Raw genomic sequence first — 21,418 nt, 5'->3', positions numbered from 1 at the left:
AGATAATCTTATGGCGGGAAGAGAGTAATATAAATTTGCTTGTTGGGGCTAAGTACACCATTTCATTAATTCGTAGCGAATTAAAGAAAGGCAAAACTCTGCGTCCCTACCCTGCGGTTCGGCGAAGCGCCTATGCGTTTACTTTGCGTCCCCACCGTCCCTTGCGCGTCTTTGAAGGAGAAGTTCAGATGTAAGGAAGTCTTATCTGGGACAACTCTGGGCGTTTAAAAACGTTACGATTTTACGCAAAGCTGTGCTCAGGTCGTTGCTTCCAAAGAGGGGAAATCACAAATCCAGTTCTTCTCCTTTACAAAGGGAGGGTTAGGGTGGAGGAAAAACACACGCTAATAAATTATTGAACCCATATTTCTCATGAGCAATTCATCATCGCCAAACATCAACTATCAAGCTTTGCTTAAGGATGCTTTGCTGGAAATGCGCCAGTTACGAGCAGAATTAACAGCTATTGAATCACAAAAAACCGAAGCGTTGGCTTTGCCCGCCGCAGGCATCGCAGTTATTGGCATGGGTTGTCGCTTTCCGGGTGGTGCGAATAACCCCGAAGCATTTTGGCAACTCTTGCGGGATGGTGTCAATGCGGTGAGCGAGATTCCCTCTGACCGTTGGGATGTACCAGCTTACTACGATCGCAATCCTGATGCGCCGGGAAAAATGTACACCCGCTACGGTTATTTTATCGACGGCGTAGATCAATTTGATGCCCACTTTTTTGGCATTTCTCCCCGTGAAGCCGCAGCCATAGATCCTCAACAACGCCTTTTACTGGAAGTTAGCTATGAAGCATTGGAACGAGCCGGACAATCTCCCCAGCAGTTGAAAGGTAGTCGCACCGGGGTATTTATTGGTGTCTGTTTTGATGACTACGCCAAATACAGCATTGCATCTAATGATCCCAGACAAATTGATGCTTACAGCAGTTTGGGCAACACTCGCAGCATCACCGCCGGACGCATCGCCTATGTTTTAGGACTGCAAGGCCCAGTAATGCAGTTGGATACAACCTGTTCTTCTTCCCTACTGGCGCTGCATTTAGCATCTGAGAGTCTCCGCACCGGGGAATCTGATTTAGCATTGGTGGGAGGTGTAAATCTGATATTAGCGCCAGAGCCAATGATTGGCTTTTGCAAATTGCAAGCTTTGGCAGTAGATGGACGTTGCAAAACCTTTGATGCCGCAGCAGATGGTTATGGACGGGGAGAAGGCTGTGGCATTGTTGTCCTGAAACGACTTTCAAACGCGATCGCTAACCATGACCAAATTTTAGCGGTGATTCGCGGCTCGGCAGTAAATCATGACGGTAGCAGCAACGGTTTGACAGCCCCCAATGGCACAGCGCAATCAGCGGTAATTCGTCAAGCTTTGAAAAATGCGCGGTTAGAACCTAAGCAAATTCAATATGTAGAAACCCACGGCACGGGTACTGTGTTGGGCGACCCCATCGAAGTTTTGGCCTTAGCCAAAGTTTTGGGTGAAGGGAGAACCAAAGCTGAATCGTTATATATTGGTTCCGTCAAAACTAACATCGGACATCTCGAAGGAGCCGCTGGAATTGCTGGATTAATCAAAGTAATTCTTGCCCTCCAGCACCAACAAATTCCACCCCATCTAAATTTCCAACAACCTAACCCCTACATTCCTTGGGATGAATTACCTGTTGTCGTACCCCAAAAATTAACTCCTTGGCAGGATCAAAATAAACAGCGACTAGCTGGTATTAGTTCCTTTGGGATGAGTGGGACGAATGTGCATATCATCTTAGAAAATGCACCTTCATCAATTCAAAATTCAAAATTCAAAATTCAAAATTCAGATGCTATTGAACGTCCTTGGCACCTTCTTACACTCTCTGCCAAAACTCCTCAAGCATTGCGAGAACTCACCCAACTCTATAAAAACTATCTCGCAACGCCACCGGATACAGCCTTCGCTAATGTTTGCTTTACCGCTAACGCTGGGCGATCGCACTTTGAATATCGTCTGGCGATACCCGCCAATTCTTATATATTATGTTATCAAAATATTGTAAATTATTTAGACAATACTACAGATATATCTAAAAGTCAAGTATCTAAAATCGCCTTCCTGTTCACCGGACAAGGCAGCCAGTACATCAATATGGGTAGAGAATTGTACGAGACTCAATCTTATTTCCGCCACCAAATTGATTACTGCTGCGAGTTATTGTATCCCGACTTAGGCTTAGATTTGCGAAATCTACTTTATTTTTCCCCAAATTTATCCCAAACTATCTACACCCAACCAGCCTTATTTGTCCTCGAATATGCTTTGTGTCAACTATGGCTCTCTTGGGGTGTGCAACCAGATTTTGTAATGGGACACAGTGTCGGCGAGTACGTTGCAGCTTGTATCGCGGGAGTCTTTAGTTTAGAAGATGGACTAAAATTAATTACCAACCGCGCCCGTTTAATGCAGCAGTTGCCTGATAATGGTCAAATGGTGGTAGTTGCTGCGTCTGCGGCAGACATCGCCAAACAACTGCAAACCTTTCAACAACAAATATCGATTGCGGCAATTAATGCACCAAATAATACAGTAATTTCTGGAGAGCAAACAGCGATCGCGCAACTTGTAGAAACCTTGCAAAACCAAGGGATAAAAACTACAATACTTTCAGTCTCCCATGCTTTTCACTCTCCCTTAATGGAACCGATGCTCAGAGAGTTTGAGCAAATGCAAGAGAGCATTTCTTACTATCCACCCCAGATTCCACTAGTCTCGAATATCACTGGCAAAATTATCGGTGCAGAAATTGCCACACCTGAGTACTGGTGTCGTCATATCCGCCAGCCTGTACAATTTGCTGCCGGCATTCAGACATTAGCACAAGAAGGTTGCCAAGTCTTTGTGGAAATTGGTGCAAAGCCGACTTTGCTCAGTATGGCACAAACTTGTCTTCCAGAAGCACAAAACCTCACATGGTTGCCAAGTTTGCGTTCAGGACAAAGCGATTGGCAGGTAATGCTATCCAGTTTGGCATCATTATATATGCGGGGTGTGAATATCAATTGGCAGAACTTTGAAGGTGCTCAGCGTGTTTTAGTACCTACTTATCCATTTCAACGCCAGCGCTTTTGGGTTGAAATGGATAGCATAACACCACAAAACAGGTATTTTTATCAACATCCTTTGTTGGGACAAAGATTACAACTAGCCCATGCAGAGAAAATTTATTTTCAAAGTCAAATCAGCCAGAATCAGCCGCTATTTTTGCAGCATCATCAAGTTTTCCATCATATTGTCATGCCAGCTGCGGGCTATGTGGAGATGGCACTGACAGCAGCAAAAAAAATCTGGAAAACTGATGCTTACACGATCAGAGATATTGTCATTAGCAAAGCATTATTTCTGACAGAAAGTATAACTATCACCCTGCAACTCATTCTCCAAGCAGTAGATCAACAAACCTACCAATTTGAAATTGCCAGCACAGACAATATTTCCCAAGATGCAGCATGGGTAACTCATGCTACAGGCATCCTCCAGAATGGCGTTGCACAAACAAGGGATGAAATTCATGTATTAAAATCTAAAACTCTTTATCCTCTCTGCGCGACGGACTCTTTCCTCAAGTCGGGAAACCCGCCCACGGAAGTGTCCTCCTCTGCGCCTCTGCGTGAAAAAAATCATCCCGCAAATATGCAACGCCTCCAGAATAGTTATGCAGAATCTTCTAGAAATGCTGTAGATTTAACTCAACTACAAACAAGTTGCCCTCAAGAAATTGCTGTAACATCCTACTATCAAACTTGCCAAGAATTGGGAGTGGAATATGGAAAGTCCTTCCAAGCAATTCAACGCCTCTGGCGGGGAGAAAAACAAGCTTTAGGCGAGATTCGTTTATCTCCATTGCTCACAGATGCATCCTGTTATCAAATTCATCCCGTTTTGTTGGATGCTTGTTTTCAGGTAATGGGTGCAATCTTCCTCACTTCCCAACCATCCACAGCCTACTTACCTGTAGGTGTAGAGCAGGTGCATTGCTATGGTAACTTAAGTGAGAGCCTCTGGAGTTATGTGCAACTTCGTCACGAGTCTTCCTACATTGCCGACTTGCAACTATTAAATCCAGATGGTACTTTAGTTGCGACCATCGATGGCTTACAAATCCAGCCAGTCAGACAGGATAGTTTGAGGAATGCTGGGTTAAATACTTGGCAAGATTGGTTGTATCAAGTGGAATGGAAGGAACAGCCATTAAGCTCCGTTGGATTATTTTCTCATACTTTCCAGAATCCGTCTACCATTAGCAAACATACTTCCGCACAATTCACCCAAAATCAGCCAGACCTCGAAGCCTACGCATCATTATTACCACAACTGGAGGAGTTGAGTATTGCTTGTGTACTTGAGGCATTGGAGCGATGCCTATGGCAAACTTCGTTAACACAATTTTCACTGCAACCCGGTGAGGAATTCTCTACAACTGAAGCAATGCTAGCAATGGGCGTTCTCAGTCATCATCAGCGATTGTGTCACCGCTTGTTGCAAATGCTCCAAGAAGCGGGCATTTTACAACAACAGGATGACAATTGGCAGGTTTTGCGAACAACCCAATCTACTGCAACTACCCCAGTCTTTGCCCATTTGCGCCAAACCTACCCCAGTGCCATAGCAGAACTCACCTTACTCGAACGCTGCACTAGTCATTTGCCAGAAGTCTTACAAGGAAACATTGATTCCTTACAGTTACTATTTCCCGAAGGAGACTTCAGCGACTTGACGCAACTTTACCAAAACTCACCAGTGGCACAGGTAATGAATACTTTAGTGGAACAGGCAGTGATAGCGGTTATAGAAGAAATACCAGCAGAATCAACCCTGCGGATTCTCGAAATTGGCGCTGGAACTGGTAGCACTACCGCACATATTTTACCAGAATTAGCACAGCGAAAAGTTGAGTATTTTTTCACCGATGTTTCACCCTTATTTTTGAGCAAAGCACAAGAGCGATTTGCCAGTTATTCTGGGGTGCGTTACCAGCTTTTCGATATTGAGAAATCCTTATCTTCCCAAGGGTTCACAGAAAACAGCTTTGATATTGTCATTGCTGCCAATGTCCTCCACGCCACCCAAGATTTGCACCAAAGTGTCACCAACATCAAGCAGTTATTATCCCCTAGTGGATTACTCATCTTATTAGAAGGTGTGCGTCCTGTGCGTTGGTTAGACTTAATTTTTGGTCTAACTGAGGGGTGGTGGCGCTTCCAAGACCAAGCATTACGTCCAGATTATCCCTTAATTTCTACCAAAAAATGGCAGGAATTATTAAAGGATGTGGGATTTGAGTCTACAACCCTCCTCAACCCAACAATAGAGAATTCCCAATTCTTTGATCAACAAGCCGTATTGATTGCCCAAACTCCCAGATTATCTTGCAATTCTGAGAATTGGTTAATTTTAGCAGATCAGCAAGGTGTTGGTTTGCAACTTGCGGCAGCTTTAGAGGCGCATGGTGGAACAAGTCATCTTGTATTTGCAGAAGATTCAGATTTTACTCTAACTTTTACCCCATCCCACCTGATCAATCTCTGGGGTTTGGATGTACCCCACGCCAAGGAGATGATAACAGAACAACTAATGGCAACACAACAAGTTCTCTGTGGTCAAGTATCGCATTGGTTACAAACACTGTCAACACTATCTACTCAGCCTCAATGGTGGCAAATAACTCAGGGAAGTGTCGCCACAGGTGTAGAAAATGATATCCCCGGTATGGCTGCTGCTACTTTGTGGGGGATGAGTAAAGTTATGCGGTTAGAGCACCCAGAGTTATGCTGTCGCTGCTTGGATCTTGACCCAGTGCGATCGCTCACAGCACAATTAGATATCCTGTTACAAGAATTGCTGGCAAATTCTCCAGAAGAGGATATTGCTTGGCGCGGCCAAACTCGCCGTGTGGCTAGACTTGCGCGGTATTCTCATATCGATACATCTTGGCGTCAACTGATAATTAATCAGCGAGGAACCCTAGAAAATCTCTACTTCCAAACTATCAACCGTCGTCCCCCAGCGACTCAAGAAGTAGAAATCTGTATCCGAGCAACTGGGTTAAACTTCCGTGATGTGTTGAATGCCTTGGATTTATATCCTGGAGATGCAGGACTTTTGGGTTGTGAATGCGTCGGAGATATTGTTGCTGTCGGTACGGGAGTTAAAAATCTCCAAGTAGGACAAACAGTGATGGCATTAGCCAGTGGCAGTTTTAGCAATTACGTAACTGTGGATGCACAGATGGTTGTACCCAAACCGCAACATCTGAATATAACGGAAGCTGCTACTATCCCTGTGGCATTTTTGACAGCATTTTATACATTGCATCATCTGGCTAAAATTCGTGCAGGCGATAGAATTCTAATTCATGCTGGCGCTGGTGGTGTCGGTCAAGCAGCAATTCAAATTGCCCAACTAGCTGGGGCAGAAGTATTTACCACAGCTAGTCCTTCCAAATGGGAAGTATTGCAAAAACTAGGTGTGCAGCATATTTTTCACTCCCGCACCTTAGATTTTCGCGCCGAAATTGCCGCCCAAACTCAAGGAGAAGGTGTAGATATTATCCTCAATTCCCTGAGTGGGGAGTTTATACCCCAAAGTTTGGCAGTTCTCAAACCCCACGGACGATTTGTGGAAATTGGCAAAATCGATGTGTGGTCAGAGGAACAAGTTAAACACGTCAAAGCAAATGCAGATTATTTCTTAATCGATATCGTGGATTTGTGCCGACAGCAACCAGAATTAGTGCAACAAATCTTACAGCAGTTGGCAAGGGAATTTACTAATCATCGTTTACAACCATTGTCGGCTCAGGTATTTCCGATGGCAAACGTCGTGGATGCTTTTCGGTATATGCAGCAGGGTAAGCATATCGGTAAAGTAGTGGTAGAACAGGGGCGTGGGGATACTTTTTTACACTTAAAACCCGATCACACCTACTTAATTACTGGTGGTTTGGGCGGCTTAGGTTTATTAGTAGCTCAATGGCTCGTAGATATGGGCGCTCGTCATCTGGTTTTGTTGGGACGGAATGCTCCCATATCTACTGCAATATCTCGCATTCAGCAGTTAGAAGCAGCCGGTGCAACCATAACTGTTGCCCAGGTAGATGTATCGCAACAGCAAGACTTGGCAACCGTATTAATGCAAATACAAGAATCAACTATACCCTTGGCTGGTGTTATCCATGCGGCGGGTTTGTTGGATGATGGTGTAATGCTACAACTGAATTGGCAGCGCTGGGAAAAGGTGATGGCTGCTAAAGTTATGGGTGCTTGGAATCTACATCTTTTAACTAAAAAGACTCCGTTGGATTATTTTATCATGTTTTCCTCAGCAACGGCCTTATTTGGTTCTCCCGGACAGGCAAATCATGTTGCGGCTAATACTTTTCTGGATACTTTAGCCCACCATCGCACCTCTCAAGGATTACCTGCAATGAGCATTAACTGGGGTATTTGGTCAAAGATTGGTTCTGCTACACAACCCCAAGTCACCAGCCAGATGGAACAGCGAGGAATTAGAGCGATCGCACCGATTGAGGGCATCGAGGTTTTACAATATCTGCTGACTCAACCTATTACCCAGGTGGGAGTTGTACCAATTGATTGGAGACAATTTACACAACAACGACTATCTTCTAGATTTCTGGAACGGTTTGAGACACCTGTAACCTCATTAACTCCAACCACATCTATATTAGAGCAATTGTCATTAGCTACCCAGAGCGATCGCTATGACTTACTCAATACCTATATCCGTCAGCAAATCGCCCAAGTTTTAGGATTTAAACCTCACGCCATTGATATTCAATCTGGATTTTTTGACCTAGGTATGGATTCTCTAACAGCGATCGAATTCAAAAACCGTTTGCAAACCAACCTCAAATGCACACTTACCACCACCCTTGCTTTTGACTATCCGAACATCAAGAAATTAGTGCGCTACTTAATAGAGGAAGTATTACATCTAGATGACTCCCAACCTCTCCAAGAGAGAACAGAAGAACATAATAAAATTACCCCACCCGCGCTAACGCACACTCCCCCCGATGCCTTGGGGGATGAAAGGGGGGTAGGAGGGTTGGGGAGGGGTAAGGCGTTAGATTCTTCTGCATCAGAGTTATCCCAAGAGGAGATTGCCGATTTATTGGCACAGGAATTACTGGAAATTGAACAAGAAAAGTTTTGACCAAAAATAATTCGTAATTTAGGGTTTAAAGCACCAAATCACCAAATCACCATTATTTATTTTTGGCAAACAAAGAAATGCGTAGCATCAATGTCCAAAACCCTAGATTTATCTATGGGGTATTAATTACGAATTACGAATTACGAATTGGAGCGAAGCGACATGACCCAGCCTGAATCCAAAGACTATCGTGCTTTAATGCAAAACGCTCTCCAAGAGTTGCGGGATTTACGTAGGAAAGTCAAGGCACAAACAGAAGCAATCGCCATTGTGAGTATGGGATGTCGTTTTCCCGGTGGGGCAGATACTCCCCAAGCATTGTGGGAACTGTTACGCAATGGCGTTGATGCCATTACAGAAGTACCAGGCGATCGCTGGCAGTTGGATAAATTCTATAACCCCGACCCAAGTGTTCCCGGTAAAATGTATAATCGCTACGGGGGTTTTATTGGGCAATTACAAGAATTTGACGCAGAGTTTTTTGGTATTGCCCCTAGAGAAGCTGTTTCTCTCGACCCGCAACAGCGTTTGTTACTCGAAGTCAGTTGGGAAGCTTTGGAAAATGCAGGCATTCCTCCAGAACAACTGGCAGATAGTCCTACGGGTGTTTTTATTGGTATTAGTAGCAATGACTATTCAACTCATTTATTAAATCGTCCCGTCACAGATATAGATGCTTACTTAGCAACTGGTAATTCCCACAGTACTGCTGCTGGTCGTCTATCCTACACACTCGGATTTACAGGCCCTTCTTTAGCTGTTGATACCGCTTGTTCTTCCTCATTAGTAGCGGTACACCTTGCCTGTCAAAGTCTGCGTCGTGGTGAATGTAATATTGCTTTAGTAGGTGGTGTGAATCGTATTTTATCGCCAGAATTTACGATTAATTTCTCCAAAGCACGAATGCTTGCCAATGATGGACGTTGTAAAACCTTTGATGCCACAGCAGATGGCTTTGTTCGGGGCGAAGGCTGCGGTATCATCGTCCTTCAGAGATTGTCAGATGCCATTGCCGCCGGGTATCCCATCCTTGCAGTCATAAAAGGTAGCGCTGTCAACCAAGATGGACACAGCAGTGGGTTAACGGTTCCCAACGGCCCATCCCAACAAGCTGTTATCCGCCAAGCATTAGCAAATAGCACAGTCGATCCCGCAGATATTACTTATATTGAAGCCCACGGCACTGGTACAGCTTTGGGTGATCCCATTGAAGTTGGTGCATTAGGGGCTGTGTTTGGTGACAATCATACCCGCGATCGCCCTTTATTGATCGGATCGCTTAAAACTAACATTGGGCATCTCGAAGCCGCGGCGGGAATTGCTGGATTAATCAAGGTGGTTTTGGCATTGAAATACGGTGAAATTCCCCCTCATTTGCATTTTCAGGAACCCAACCCTCATATTGCTTGGGAACAATTGCCCATCACCGTTCCCACTACCTGCATCCCTTGGAATTCTGGCAAACGGCTGGCTGGTGTCAGTTCCTTTGGTTTTAGTGGCACCAATGCCCATATCGTATTAGCAGCAGCACCTACAGAAATTCCAAACAAAGATAAAATTGAACGTCCTCTGCATCTTCTAACTCTGAGTGCTAAAACTCCTACAGCTTTAGAACATCTCGCCCGTAACTATGTAGCCTATCTCAGCCAACATCAAGATGTTTCTTTTGCAGATGTTTGTTTTAGTGCCAACACGGGGCGATCGCACTTGGAATATCGTTTAGCTATAATTGCCGATTCTCCTACCGTTGCTTGTGAAAAATTATATCATTTTATTGACAGTCAAGAAAATATATCCATCTCTAATCCTACCCTTGGTAAGGGGCTATCCATACCTAACGAACTTGGGTTTGAGCGGAAAATACACCCCTCCCTAACCCTCCCGATGCATTGGGGAGGGGACTTGATTTCCGGTTTCCCCCCAATGCATCGGGAGATTAAGGGGGGTAATACAAGATATGAAAAGGAATCCGACTTGTCTATACACGGTAGTGGCGCGGGTGGGGTTCCTCAACTACGTCCGAAAATCGCCTTTCTCTTTACCGGACAAGGCAGCCAGTATATCAATATGGGTAGAGAATTGTACAAGACTCAATCCTCTTTTCGCCACCAAATTGATTACTGCTGCGAGTTATTGCATCCCGAATTAAGCTTAGATTTGCGAAATCTACTTTATCTTTCCTCAATCCCCATTCCCCATTCCCAAAATTTAGACCAAACTATCTACACCCAACCAGCCTTATTTGTCCTTGAATACGCCCTCTGTCAACTGTGGCTATCTTGGGGAGTGAAACCTGATTTTCTCATGGGCCATAGTGTTGGTGAATATGTCGCTGCTTGTATTGCAGGAGTCTTTAGTTTAGAAGATGGACTAAAGCTGATTGCCACCCGCGCCCGTCTGATGCAGCAGTTACCCCACGGTAAAATGATTGCGGTGGCTGCTGCTAAGTCTGAATTACAAGAACTAATTCTACCCTTCAATCAACAGGTATCCATTGCAGCTGTCAATGCACCCAATAACACAGTGATTTCTGGCGAAACCGTTGCTGTTGACCAAATCGCCGCCATATTGGAAGCCCAAGGCATCAAAACCACACCTTTACCAGTTTCCCATGCATTCCACTCTCCTTTAATGGAGGCGATGCTCACAGAATTTGAGCAAGTCGCCCGTACTGTCAACTTTCATCCGCCGCAATACCCAATCATTTCTAATCTTACTGGCAAAATCATTGATACAGAAATTGCCACACCTGAATATTGGTGTCGTCATATCCGCCAGCCAGTGCAGTTTTTTGCCGGGGTTCAAACCCTGATTCAGCAAGAGTGTAGTGTATTTTTGGAAGTTGGAGCCAAGCCAATTTTACTCGGTATGGCGCGATCGCTGGTAGCGGATGAGGGAAAATATCTCTGGTTACCCAGTTTACGAGCCGGACAGGAGGATTGGCAGGTAATATTATCAAGTGTGGCGGCGCTTTATGGGCGAGGAGTTCAGCTTGATTGGCACAGATTTGATCAAGGTTACAACCGTCGGCGTCTTAATGTGCCAAATTATACTTTTCAAAGAAAGCGTTTCTGGGCAGAAATTACCCCACCCGCCCTATCGGGCATCCCCCTCTGTCCCCCCGATGCCTTGGGGGATGAAAGGGGGGTGGGAGGGTTGGGGAGGGGTCGTGTGGATGTCCATCCTTTATTGGGACAGAAATTACACTTAGCTAAATCCGTTAATTTATACTTTGAGCAAGAGCTTGCCGACAATTCTCCCATATATCTGCAAGACCATCAGGTATTTGCCCAAGTAATTTTACCAGGAGCTGCCTACATAGAAATGGCATTGGCAGCCGGAAAGGAAGTTTTTCAAAGCGAACGCCTATACTTAGAAAATATTTCTCTGCAACAGGCTTGCATTTTCAGCCCAGATTCTCCACGGATTGTACAATTCATTCTCACTGACAGCTACGAATTTGAAATTGTCAGCGCCGCAGAAAATGCTTGGACTGTTCATACAACAGGAAAAGTGGGAGTGAACAAAGATATTAAGCCAAATGGGATTTTTAATTTTTTAGAACAGCAACGGCATTGTACCCAAATTACAAATATTGCCGACTTCTACCAAAATCTCAAAACGGTTGGCATTAATTACGGCGAAAGGTTCCAAGTCATTACCCAACTCTGGTACAATGAGAACCAATCACTCGCAGAGATTCATTTACCAGAAATATGTACTGAGCGTAGTGGCTATCAATTCCATCCAATTGTGTTGGATGGATGTTTACAAGCGATCGCAGCTATTCTATCCCATCAATCCACGTCGTCTGTTTATCTGCCCATCGGTTTGGATCGCTTGACTATTTGGGAAACAGTCGGGGAAAATCTATGGAGTTGGGTGCAACTGCGTCGAGCAGATATTTCATCACCAATTATAATTGCAGATATCCAAGTTTTAACGCCAGAGGGAGTAGCGATCGCAACTTTTTCAGGACTGCAACTGAAAGCTGTGGAATCACAAAGTATCTTTGCTGAAGATTCATCAGCAGACTGGCGAGAATGGTTGTATGAAGTGGAATGGCGCTTACAATCTCACCCCAATCCTCTCTTGAAGGAGACATATGCGCTCCCTTCTCCAGAGATGATTGCCCAACAGTTAGCACCTCAATTCACTAAACTGTTAACAAAATCGGAGATCCAAATCTATGCAGAATTATTACCCCAGTTGGAAACTCTGAGTCTTGCCTATATTGTTGAAGCGCTGCAACAGTTGGGTTTATCTTTGCAGATGGGTGAAGATTTTTCTGGGCAGCAATTGCAAATTATACCTGAGCAAGAACAATTATTTATACACCTGCTGTCAATGTTAACAGCCGCAGGCATTCTACAACAACAAGATGAACGGTGGTATGTGCGACAGTCTCCCAATGTTGGACAAGCACAAATTCTCCAAGCACAACTACAAACAAAATACCCATCTTCTTCGGCAGAACTCACGTTAATTGAACGCTGTGGTTTACGTTTATCAGAGGTGTTGCAGGGACGATGTGAACCTTTACAAATATTATTTCCCAATGGAGACTTGAGTGCGATCGCTCAACTGTATCAAAATTCCCCTGGTGCCCAGATGATGAATACTCTGGTACAGCAAGCGGTACTCTCAGCTTTAGAAAAGTTACCGTCTGGGCAAACTGTACGAATTCTGGAAATTGGTGCAGGTACTGGGGGAACTACAGCTAATCTCTTACCGCAACTTGCTACTCAATCAGTGGAATATGTTTTTACTGATATTTCTCCATTATTCTTAGCAAAAGCACGCCAGCAATTTTCGGACTATACCTTTGTTCGTTACCAAAGTTTGAATATTGAACAGCCAATTGTATCTCAGGGATTTACTGCCAACAGTTTTGATATTATTATTGCCGCAAATGTTCTACACACCACCAAAGATTTAAGCCAAACCATCACCAACGTCAAATCCTTACTCGCACCCAACGGATTATTGATACTTTTGGAAGGTACTCGTCCCAGTAGTTGGCTGGATTTAATTTTTGGTTTAACTGAAGGCTGGTGGAGATTCCAAGACAAAGATTTGCGTAAGACGCATCCCTTAATTTCTACCCAGCAGTGGCACAATTTATTACAAGTAAATGGATTTGCCAGCGTTGCAGATATTATCCCTAACTCCGTGCTTCCAGAGGTATTGGCTCAACAAGCAGTCATTGTGGCACAGTCAGATCAAGCTAGAGACGCGATTAATCGCGTCTGTACTGGGGAATGGTTAATTGTCACAGATTATTTTGAGTTGGGAGATGCGATCGCACAACAATTACAGCAGCAACAGCAACAGCAATTATGTACCATTTTGGCTCCTGGTGTACACAAAAGTGGGGAAGTAGCTTCTGAATCTCAGTTTTACCCCTCCCTAGCCCTCCCGATGCATTGGGGAGGGGACTTGATTTCCGGTTTTCCCCAATGCATCGGGGGGATTAAGGGGGGTAATTCAGACACGGTAGCCTCAGAAAACATTCAGAAATCAATCAAAAACATTGTTTATATTTCTAGTTCACAAGAACACATTGAGACTCTACCTCAAGACTGTTACGCTGAATGTACCAATGTTCTCAACCTCGTCCAAGCCCTAATTCAAAAGCAACATCAGCCTATTAACCTCTGGCTAGTTACTCAAGGTGCAGTCAATCCCACCTCCACAATCACAGGATTGATGCAGTCACCTGTATGGGGTATGGGTAAAGTCATCCGTCTGGAACACCCAGAACTCAATTGTCGCTGTGTGGATTTAGATCCGACAAAAGCAGCAATTTCCCAAATTGATACCCTCTTAACTGAATTCATGCACCCTTCCCAAGAGGAGGAAATTGCCCTCCACTCAACTGGGCGAAGGGTAGCACGATTAACTCACTTCACTAATCCCCAAAAATTACTTGCTGTTCCCGAACAGCCTTACCGCTTAACAATCGGTACACGCGGTTTACTCGACTCACTACAATGGCAAACCTCACAGCGTCGTCAACCGCAGCTAGGAGAGGTAGAGATTCAGGTACGGGCGACGGGATTAAATTTTATTGACGTATTAGATGCTTTGGGACTACTACCTTTTGATCGCAACTGGTTTGGTGTTGAATGTGCCGGTGAGATTGTCGCTGTTGGTGAGGGCGTAAGTGAGTTTAGTATCGGTGATGCCGTCGTAGCCTTAGCTGCTGATAGTTTTAGCCGATATGTTACTACTAATACCAGATTGGTTGTTGCCAAACCCGACTTTTTGAGCTTTGAGACAGCCGCGACAATTCCCGCCAATTTCCTTACCGCAGAATATGCCCTGCGAGAAGTTGCTGCAATTCAAAAAGGACAACGCATTCTCATTCACGCCGCCACTGGGGGTACAGGTATGGCAGCTTTACAAATTGCTCAACAAGCTGGGGCGGAAGTCTTTGCCACAGCAAGCCCAGGAAAATGGCAGACACTGCGTTCTTTAGGTGTTCAACACATCTTTAACTCACGCACCTTGGATTTTGCCCAAGAAATTCTAGAAGTCACTGACGGTGAAGGTGTAGATATCGTATTTAATTCCTTAGCTGGTGAGTTTATTCCCGCCAGTCTAGAGGTTCTCAAAGCCAACGGATGCTTTATTGAAATTGGCAAACGGGGAGTTTGGAATTCACAAAAAGTTGCTCAAGTCAAGCCACTAGTTGCCTATCACCTGGTGGATTTGATGAATATGGCTGGGCAAAATCCTCAACAGGTGCAATCCTTGTTGCATCGTCTCATAGCACAGTTTCAAAGCCAAAAGTTGCAACCTTTACCCCACAAAGTTTTTCCTGCCCAAAAAGTGGTGACAGCATTGCAGATAATGCAACAGGCGCAACATATTGGCAAAATTGCGATTACCCACGAACCGACAGATGAAGATTTGGAAACATTGCCAATTCATCCCGAAGGAACCTATTTAATTACTGGTGGTATGGGCGGTTTAGGTTTACGCGTTGCCCATTGGTTAGTTGAAAAAGGTGCGAAATACTTGGTACTCGTGGGACGTAGCTGCCCGACACTAGAAGCACAGTCACAAATTCAAGCATTACAAGCCACAGGTGCTACGGTTATCACAACTCAGGCAGATGTTGTTCAGGGAGAAGAGTTAGCAGCAGTCCTAACTAACATCCAACAAAACTATCCGCCTTTACGTGGTGTCATTCATGGAGCAGGTGTTTTAGATGATGGAGTTTTACAGCAACTAAATTCGGAACGGTTGCAGTCTGTGATGTCTGTAAAAGTTGCAGGCGCTTGGAATCTACATCTTTTAACCCAAAACATACTTCTAGATTATTTTATCATGTTTTCCTCTGCCGCTTCCCTATTAGGTTCTCCTGGACAGGCAAACCATGTAGCCGCTAACACATTTCTCGATACCTTAGCACAGTATCGACACAGCCAAGGATTACCAGCATTGAGTATAAATTGGGGTGTTTGGTTAGATATCGGTGCTGCTGCCAAACGTCAAATTGCTACTAAAATGAGTTTACGTGGTATTAGTGCGATCGCTCCTAACCAAGGTATAGATATTTTAGAATTTCTCCTGACACAATCTAGCACCCAAGTGGGAGTAGTACCAGTGAATTGGTCTGAACTCCTAGCCCAAGGTTTATCCTCTCCTTTCTTTACAGACTTTCAAACCCAAGCACCATCGCCCATTCATCAAACTTCCCAGTTGATGCAGCAATTAACATCATTGGGAGTGAGCGATCGCATTCCCTTATTGATCACCTACTTGCAAACTGAAGTTGGTAAAGTTTTAGGTTTACCACCTTCTCAACTACCAAATGCCCAAGTAGGGTTCTTTGATATGGGTATGGATTCTTTAATGATGGTAGAATTACGTAGTCGATTGGAAGCCACTTTGAATAAAGCGATCGCTTCCACAATCCTTTTTGAGCATCCCACTATTCAATCCCTAGCGCACCATATTGCCAGCGAATTCCTACTAAACACAGAACAAAGAGAATTAGCGCAGGCGATGATTGTCTCTGAACTGGAAAATTCCATATCAGAACAGGGTATCGAAACCTCAATTACAGATGAACTAGAAGCTATAGAAGCTTTACTCAAAAGTCAGTAACTGTAGTTTAGTGCAGGGTTAGCACGTCTCAAACTCTATTGACAGGTGGATTCTAGCTCCCGTGTTGAGTTTGGGAGAGCGATTTTTATCTTTGTCCTCTAAATGCAAAACAAGTCCCCCAAGAACAATTAACCGAATATCTTCAAACAGTTTGGGATGGCAAACACCAAATTGACCGACTGATTGAAGTTCAAGGAATTGCTAAAAAGCGGATCACTCTCATCAAAAACGCGGTTCCGACCGAGGATTTACGTTTTCATATTCGGCAAGCTGTATTAGAAATGCCGTATCTGCTGCTGAAAACCCTGATATCACTCCATTGTGGCAACCCAAGTAAAAACCTAAGTTCTAAAGTTTCTTACTTTGAGGTTTTTAAAAGCATTTTTCGCCTCTGCTTGCGGCTGGCGATCGTTCCTTGAGTCTACAGGATAAGCTTTTTCAGACCATCTTACTGTGGCTGAAGCCAAAGAGTATTTTCTAAAGAAATGTAAAAAGATCAAAATACCGACTTTTTTAAGGTGCCGAAACTGTGCGGCTGGTAATCTGGGTCATCCTCAACATTAACAACGCTAATAGTTTCTGGTTTGGAGCAAAGCCTTGCTTTGATGTCAGCAGCAGCAAGGTTTGCTACTTCTAGAGCGTCGTGCACGGTGTAGGTCATGGCTGTATCTCCTGTACTAGCAAGGCATACTAGTTTAGTATTTCACTTCCATAAGCACTTATAGGAATACAAGCGTTCACGTAGTGTCCGCACCAGAGGAAAAATTAAACGAGGTAGAGGAGCGATCGCTCTCCTAATTCTTAGAGGAAAAGGTGCATCAAGAGAGCGATCGCTATAAAGAGCGGCTCCATGCGATGGAATAGCAGTAAATGCTTGCCTACGCATCCCCTACATCTGCTCCATTATTATTGAGAATTCTGATTAAAACAGATTTGTTTGGACTAACAGTTTGCGAAAATGCCCTGACTTGGCGGTAGCTTGCCTTGAAAATCAAGCCTTACAGGCAGCTATAGCGTAAATTTCAGAACCTAGCCTCAAACGCTAAGAATAACGGCTGTTATTATTGTCCAGCAAGGGTTTTAAGCTGATTTACATACGTGTTTAGCATAATAAGTAATGAAGAGCCAAAAATACAAGCGAGTCAAAGTTACACCTCTTGGGCGATCGCACTTTCTTGCCCAAGCTAGGTATCGCACCTCATTAAATGGGAACCCTGTTAATAGTTGCGTTTCTCACCACCATGAAATTCTTAAACTTCCTCAATCCCAAACCAGCCCAGCCAACTATTCTATGCTACGGACAACAAAGCTACGGCGTTAGCCAAGAGCAAATTCAATCGCTGATGGAATGGCTGGAGAGCTAGTTTAATGGCGGCTAAATATTTCGGTAAATCCCATATTATCTGGTATGACGACAACAACCCAGACCCCAGCCTAGAGCAGATGATAAAGAAAGCTATGCGCGGAGAGTGAACCAGTTTTCTTGTACCGTTGCGGTGGTAGGGTGCAGTCGCCGCCTACTGGGTATTACTGGCGGATGATGGACGAATACCCATCAATACGGATTTATCAGTTAGAGCTTACGGATGGAGAGTGATAAGGTTTTCAGTTCTGGCCCAAGTGGGAGCGATAGCGATCGCAACAAGAAAGAGACTCACTCGAAAAAGCCTATACACTGGACTAAATTGAATCAAAACTTGATGAATTTTTTGTAAAAGCTTACTAAGCTTAGGCTTTAATATAGTGCTAGTTTCTTCTTTCTATCAAACCCAACAGCTTCTCTTCCACCGCAGTCAAATATGGACGCTTCAATTCCCCCAAGTGCTTCAGCACAGCACGGGCAGCCTCTTCCAAGCTCTCGTTTTCCCGTAACCAACTGATGCGATCGCTAATCTGCTGCATCTATTGACACTCCTGGGGCAGGTAGTTGAAGGACTTCAGGTGCTGCAACCCAATGGTGTACTCGCCATCCCAAATTCTAACGGTACAACTGAAGTCATTCACTGCGCTGACAATCCCCCAACACCCACCCTTTCCTCTCAGTTCTGGGTTGTCCTTCGCAAGGATTTGGCAGACTTCGCCAATTTGGTAGGTGTTTGGTACTTGAGTCCGTTCCATTATGCGCCGCACAACATCTTTGACGATTCTACCAGTCGGCACTTTCCCGCCAGCTTGTTCCACTGCCCTTAGCCACACTTCTTGCTGTTCCTGGGGTTCAAGCTTGGTCATTGGTCGGACTTGGCGTTCGCTTGTTGGCAAAATGTGATCCATTGGATCACATTTTTCAAGCAAATTATCAAAAACAATAGCTGCGTCCATCAAAAGGTAAGGCTGTCGGCGGCTGTAACCAAAGCGATCGCGGCAGTATTCTTCAAATGTGCGGTGAGTTGAGCGGTACAGCCGTCTGTCTCGTAACTCCATTAGCGCTTTACCTGCTTCAAAAACTGCTCTCTCGACTTTGCGTTCCAAGTGCAAGCGATCGCTTTGCTCCTCCTGAGTCAACTCTGTTACTTCAACAGCACTAACCGTAATTGTTGCTGAACCTGGGCTCAAAGATGGTCAGTACCAATTCATATTCCTAATAATCGTGAGAAATTATCACAGTGGAAACGGATCAGATTTTATCTTGTAGCTCCGTCTGAAGATATATATTACAGCGAAGAGACGGGGGCTGAACTATGCAAATAGAGTTTGATTTGGGTGATCCTAGTTTAACGTTGCTGCATCGTGCTGGATTAGCTGGGTTGTGGATGACATTGAACCAGCTGAAAACAGAAAAAGTTACGCCGCCGTTCGGGTTAGATTGGCAGCTTACCGATAGACAAGTAACGTTGAATTGGGAAAATAATGATCAAAAAGTGCTGGAATGGTTACTGAAAGAGTCTTTTCAAATTAACAACGGTATGATTTCTCTGAGAGGATTAGATTCAAAAACCATGCGTCAGGATTCTCAGGCGATCGTTCATCAAGGAATTTTAGGCACTTTTTTACAACACAATAGTACACATAAATCGGCTGGAACTCAAACTATATCTTTACAATTGGAAGAAGATAAACCAGAAATTGCTGTCACATACAAAGCACTGCAAAGTTATGCTTATCAAGATTTTTCTAGTAATCTTTGTGACAATAAAGGTGTGTTTTTGTTGAAAAAACCAATTAGTGTAGCAGGTTGGCTTAATCCTGGTGCTGTAGTTGGTTTTGCTCTGACACCCGATCGCCTAAAAGATAAATCCCGCATTATCCCAGTTTTAGATGGTTTAGCTTCTTTGGGAGAAGTTGCTGGAAATCACTCGCGTTTTTTGTATGACTTTTCACCAGACAGTCTGGTGCTACGCTGGACACACGACTTTGCACCGAGAATTCTTTACAGCTTTGAAGAAGGTGATGAGGGTCAAATCACGGCTTCTGAATTAGTTCGTCGAGTGGAATCACAAGATATTAATCCTCAAGAAGTATGGGTAGCAGGAGCGATCGCCAGCACCTCTGATGGTAAAAAATTAGCCCAGTTGGGTGTTAATGTCTTGACAGGAATCAAACTTGTTGTAGAAACTCTCAAGCAGAGAATTGCCAGAGATTTACAGTTACCAGTAGTGGAGTTGAGAAAATGATTGCCCTCCAAGTAGAAGTTCCCATTGCTTGCTTTCGGCAATCCCGTGCCAGAGAATATGCTGAAACTTATCTAGTACCACCACCTTCAACTGTTTATGGAATGTTGCTCTCAATTGTGGGAGAAATGAATCGCTATAAACATTGTGGAACTAGGTTAGCGATCGCCCTTCTCACTAAACCTGCAAAATCAACCATAATCAGAACATTCCGCCGATTTAAGAAGAAGGAAATTAGCGATCCGACCAATGCTCGACCAGATTACCAGGAGTTGCTCACAGACACTCAATTTATCGTCTGGGTAGATTCAGGTATAGATGCAGAATCCCCAACTTTGTTAGAACGCCTCCAAATAGCATTCACTCATCCTGAAACTATCAATCGTTTTGGTGGTCTATGTCTTGGTGAAAGCCACGATTTAGTCAATTCCATTAATCTTTTACCTGATCATATCCAAACTGTATCTCTGCACTGGTTAGTACAGGACTCAAATGGAACCCTGATCCTACCTTATTGGGTTGATCATGTTGGTTCTCAGGGTACGCGTTGGCGGCGATATTTATTTCAAGAACTGCCTCAAAAACATCCGCCTGAGTCTGCCTGGACAACCATTGAGATGACTTAATTGAACTTAACCTCAGATGTCGTAAGGCGTTAAGCAAAATTCATTGCTCAATCAAACCACCTTACAGAGGTTATGATGTATACTCTACAACAGTCAACGACTACTCATTCTAGCATTCGCGTTTCTGCCCTCCACGTCCTCGCTTATTTTACCTAGAAGAAGTCGAAGAACTTTACACCCAAAATGCAGCCGTCTTTGCCGGACGCAGACTGCACACTGAACTAGAAAAACAAGAAGATGAGGAATGGGAGGAACTGTTTCTCGAAAACGAGGAACTAGGATTACGCGGTCGCTTGGATGCCCTTCGCACCCGTGACGGACAAACAATCCCCTACGAACACAAACGCGGTCGCTGTCACCGGGACGAGAACAAGCAACCTCAAGCCTGGGAGAGCGATCGCCTACAAATCCTTGCTTATGCTTATCTGTTAGAATCCGCCTTCGGAATTACAATTAAAGAAGGACGCATTCGCTACCATGCTGATAATGTACTGGTTCACGTACCTGTGGATGATGCAAGACGGGCATCTGTTCGTGAAGCAATTCAACAAGCACGCACTCTGAGACAATCTACCCACCGACCACCTGTAATTGATAACGAGCGATTGTGCGCTCGTTGCTCTCTAGCTCCCGTCTGTTTGCCAGAAGAAGCGCGACTCGCCCATGATAAAGAGTGGCAACCAATTCGCCTGTTTCCTGAAGATGATGAACGGCAGGTAATATCATGTCCGGATAATCGCTTACGATAGAAGTAGTGAGTGCAAAGATGACTAATGCCGAAACGAATTAGTGTAGCTACACATCTAAGTATTGAAGAGCTAGAACAACGTTACCGTCAAGCTA

Annotated in this window: 11 protein-coding genes and 1 pseudogene; 7 read left to right on the top strand and 5 right to left on the bottom strand. The window is 44.3% G+C overall.

The annotated features are described in order from the left end of the window. The first annotated feature begins 35 nt into the window (after positions 1-35). From LC586_RS23430 to LC586_RS23420, 3 genes are all read left to right on the top strand, one after another. Complete coding sequence (locus tag LC586_RS23430; RefSeq protein WP_229487062.1) at positions 36-194, top strand: hypothetical protein; 159 nt, start codon at positions 36-38, stop codon at positions 192-194. Between the two features lie 178 nt (positions 195-372). Next, entirely contained in the window at positions 373-8,223 is a 7,851-nt protein-coding gene (locus LC586_RS23425; protein ID WP_229487061.1) for a type I polyketide synthase, read from the top strand. 162 nt (positions 8,224-8,385) lie between these two features. Then, positions 8,386-16,341 carry a type I polyketide synthase gene (locus LC586_RS23420; protein ID WP_229487060.1) on the top strand — a complete coding sequence of 2,652 codons (7,956 nt, stop codon included), beginning with the start codon at positions 8,386-8,388 and terminating at the stop codon, positions 16,339-16,341. A 341-nt stretch (positions 16,342-16,682) separates the two neighbouring features. Here the strand turns inward: LC586_RS23420 and LC586_RS40790 are convergent, their stop codons facing one another. From LC586_RS40790 to LC586_RS23410, 3 genes are read right to left on the bottom strand one after another with little or no spacing between them, the layout of a single operon-like run. Next, a complete protein-coding gene (locus LC586_RS40790; RefSeq protein WP_267921718.1) occupies positions 16,683-16,808 on the bottom strand; it encodes a hypothetical protein in 126 nt (41 codons plus the stop codon). 29 nt (positions 16,809-16,837) lie between these two features. Further along, complete coding sequence (locus LC586_RS23415; RefSeq protein ID WP_229487059.1) at positions 16,838-17,002, bottom strand: hypothetical protein; 165 nt, start codon at positions 17,000-17,002, stop codon at positions 16,838-16,840. Positions 17,003-17,044: 42 nt separating this feature from the next. Further along, the gene (locus LC586_RS23410) at positions 17,045-17,227 is read right to left on the bottom strand and encodes a hypothetical protein (protein ID WP_229487058.1); all 183 of its coding nucleotides are present in this window, start codon (positions 17,225-17,227) and stop codon (positions 17,045-17,047) included. Between the two features lie 231 nt (positions 17,228-17,458). Between LC586_RS23410 and LC586_RS23405 the strand changes: the two genes are divergently transcribed. Beyond that, the gene (locus LC586_RS23405) at positions 17,459-17,662 is read left to right on the top strand and encodes a hypothetical protein (protein ID WP_229487057.1); all 204 of its coding nucleotides are present in this window, start codon (positions 17,459-17,461) and stop codon (positions 17,660-17,662) included. A 425-nt stretch (positions 17,663-18,087) separates the two neighbouring features. Here the strand turns inward: LC586_RS23405 and LC586_RS23400 are convergent, their stop codons facing one another. Together LC586_RS23400 and LC586_RS23395 are read right to left on the bottom strand one after the other, a co-directional pair. After that, entirely contained in the window at positions 18,088-18,243 is a 156-nt protein-coding gene (locus tag LC586_RS23400; RefSeq protein WP_229487056.1) for a hypothetical protein, read from the bottom strand. Continuing rightward, on the bottom strand, positions 18,244-18,894 hold the full coding sequence (locus LC586_RS23395; protein ID WP_229487055.1) for a hypothetical protein: 651 nt from the start codon (positions 18,892-18,894) through the stop codon (positions 18,244-18,246). A 125-nt stretch (positions 18,895-19,019) separates the two neighbouring features. On the opposite strand from LC586_RS23395, the gene cas8a1 reads away from it, so the two are divergent. From cas8a1 to cas4, 3 genes and pseudogenes are all read left to right on the top strand, one after another. Continuing rightward, positions 19,020-19,952, top strand: a complete 933-nt coding sequence (cas8a1, locus tag LC586_RS23390; RefSeq protein WP_229487054.1) for a type I-MYXAN CRISPR-associated Cas8a1/Cmx1 — start codon at positions 19,020-19,022, stop codon at positions 19,950-19,952. After that, the gene (cas5, locus tag LC586_RS23385) at positions 19,949-20,575 is read left to right on the top strand and encodes a type I-MYXAN CRISPR-associated protein Cas5/Cmx5/DevS (protein ID WP_229487053.1); all 627 of its coding nucleotides are present in this window, start codon (positions 19,949-19,951) and stop codon (positions 20,573-20,575) included. Before cas8a1 ends, cas5 begins: the two co-directional genes overlap by 4 nt. Positions 20,576-20,757: 182 nt before the next feature. After that, positions 20,758-21,324 (top strand): annotated as a pseudogene (cas4, locus tag LC586_RS23380) (CRISPR-associated protein Cas4); the annotation flags it as partial. Positions 21,325-21,418 lie beyond the last annotated feature (94 nt).

The sequence above is a fragment of the Nostoc favosum CHAB5714 genome (genome assembly GCF_020829495.1).
Taxonomy (GTDB): domain Bacteria; phylum Cyanobacteriota; class Cyanobacteriia; order Cyanobacteriales; family Nostocaceae; genus Nostoc; species Nostoc favosum.
Note: the sequence above shows the minus strand (reverse complement) of the source record. Positions and strands in the feature narration are given on the sequence as shown.

Excerpts from the sequence above, each read along its gene's own strand:
- LC586_RS23425 (WP_229487061.1), top strand. The coding sequence starts at position 373 with ATGAGCAATTCATCATCGCCAAACATCAACTATCAAGCTTTGCTTAAG.
- LC586_RS23420 (WP_229487060.1), top strand. The coding sequence starts at position 8,386 with ATGACCCAGCCTGAATCCAAAGACTATCGTGCTTTAATGCAAAACGCT.
- LC586_RS23415 (WP_229487059.1), bottom strand. The coding sequence starts at position 17,002 with ATGACCTACACCGTGCACGACGCTCTAGAAGTAGCAAACCTTGCTGCT.
- LC586_RS23410 (WP_229487058.1), bottom strand. The coding sequence starts at position 17,227 with ATGCGTAGGCAAGCATTTACTGCTATTCCATCGCATGGAGCCGCTCTT.
- LC586_RS23405 (WP_229487057.1), top strand. The coding sequence starts at position 17,459 with ATGAAGAGCCAAAAATACAAGCGAGTCAAAGTTACACCTCTTGGGCGA.
- LC586_RS23400 (WP_229487056.1), bottom strand. The coding sequence starts at position 18,243 with ATGCAGCAGATTAGCGATCGCATCAGTTGGTTACGGGAAAACGAGAGC.
- cas8a1 (WP_229487054.1), top strand. The coding sequence starts at position 19,020 with ATGCAAATAGAGTTTGATTTGGGTGATCCTAGTTTAACGTTGCTGCAT.
- cas5 (WP_229487053.1), top strand. The coding sequence starts at position 19,949 with ATGATTGCCCTCCAAGTAGAAGTTCCCATTGCTTGCTTTCGGCAATCC.